A 624-nucleotide genomic window follows, 5' to 3' on the forward strand; every position below is an offset into this window, starting at 1 on the left:
AAAAGGCTCAAGAGTCGGCGATACAGCGGCGATGGCGGAATCCAGGGATGCAGTTCTCCGTATTCATTTTTCAGATAACGGGCGAGCAGTTTGGCGTCCAGCGCGTCGGTTTTGGCGCGAACATTCACTCCTTTGCGGTAATGACTCAGCTCGTAGCCACCGACCATGTAAATCGTGCACCCGGCTTCATGGGCCAGGTCGGCGAACGCCAAGTGATAAATATTGGTCGACTCAATGGCCAGATCAACCGGTGCAGGCAAGGCTTTCAGCCATTTCTTGATCGCTGCCTTGTCATTGGAAATAGTCTCGAGCAGATCCAGCTCGGCCTGATAGATGACCAGCTCATTCTTGGCGACATCCACGCCCACGATTGGCTTGGAAACAGAAACCGACATTGCCATTGAACACCCCCCGAGATATGGTTTTGAGCACTTGAAGGGATCACCCAGGGGCGCAGGCTTGTTCCTATCGTCGGTCTAGCCAGATGCATTCTTTATCGGCGCTTGGGTGAAAGGAGGAGGGGCGAAATCTCCCACGGATCTGTACTGCGCCAACAGTCAGAATCTGGCTTTGTCCCTCCTCCTCCCTTCAAGTCCCAGCATACAAGCTGGCTTGCCAGCGATG

At 54.2% G+C, this 624-nt stretch carries 1 protein-coding gene; it reads right to left on the reverse strand.

Annotated elements, in window-relative coordinates; genetic code table 11:
- A partial coding sequence (locus tag B1722_RS28470; RefSeq protein WP_140396057.1) for a transposase occupies positions 1–401 on the reverse strand: 401 nt, incomplete at its 3' end.
- Positions 402–624 lie beyond the last annotated feature (223 nt).

The organism is Pseudomonas sp. SCPG-7 (genome assembly GCF_002156405.1).
GTDB classification, from domain to species: Bacteria; Pseudomonadota; Gammaproteobacteria; order Pseudomonadales; family Pseudomonadaceae; genus Aquipseudomonas; species Aquipseudomonas parakoreensis.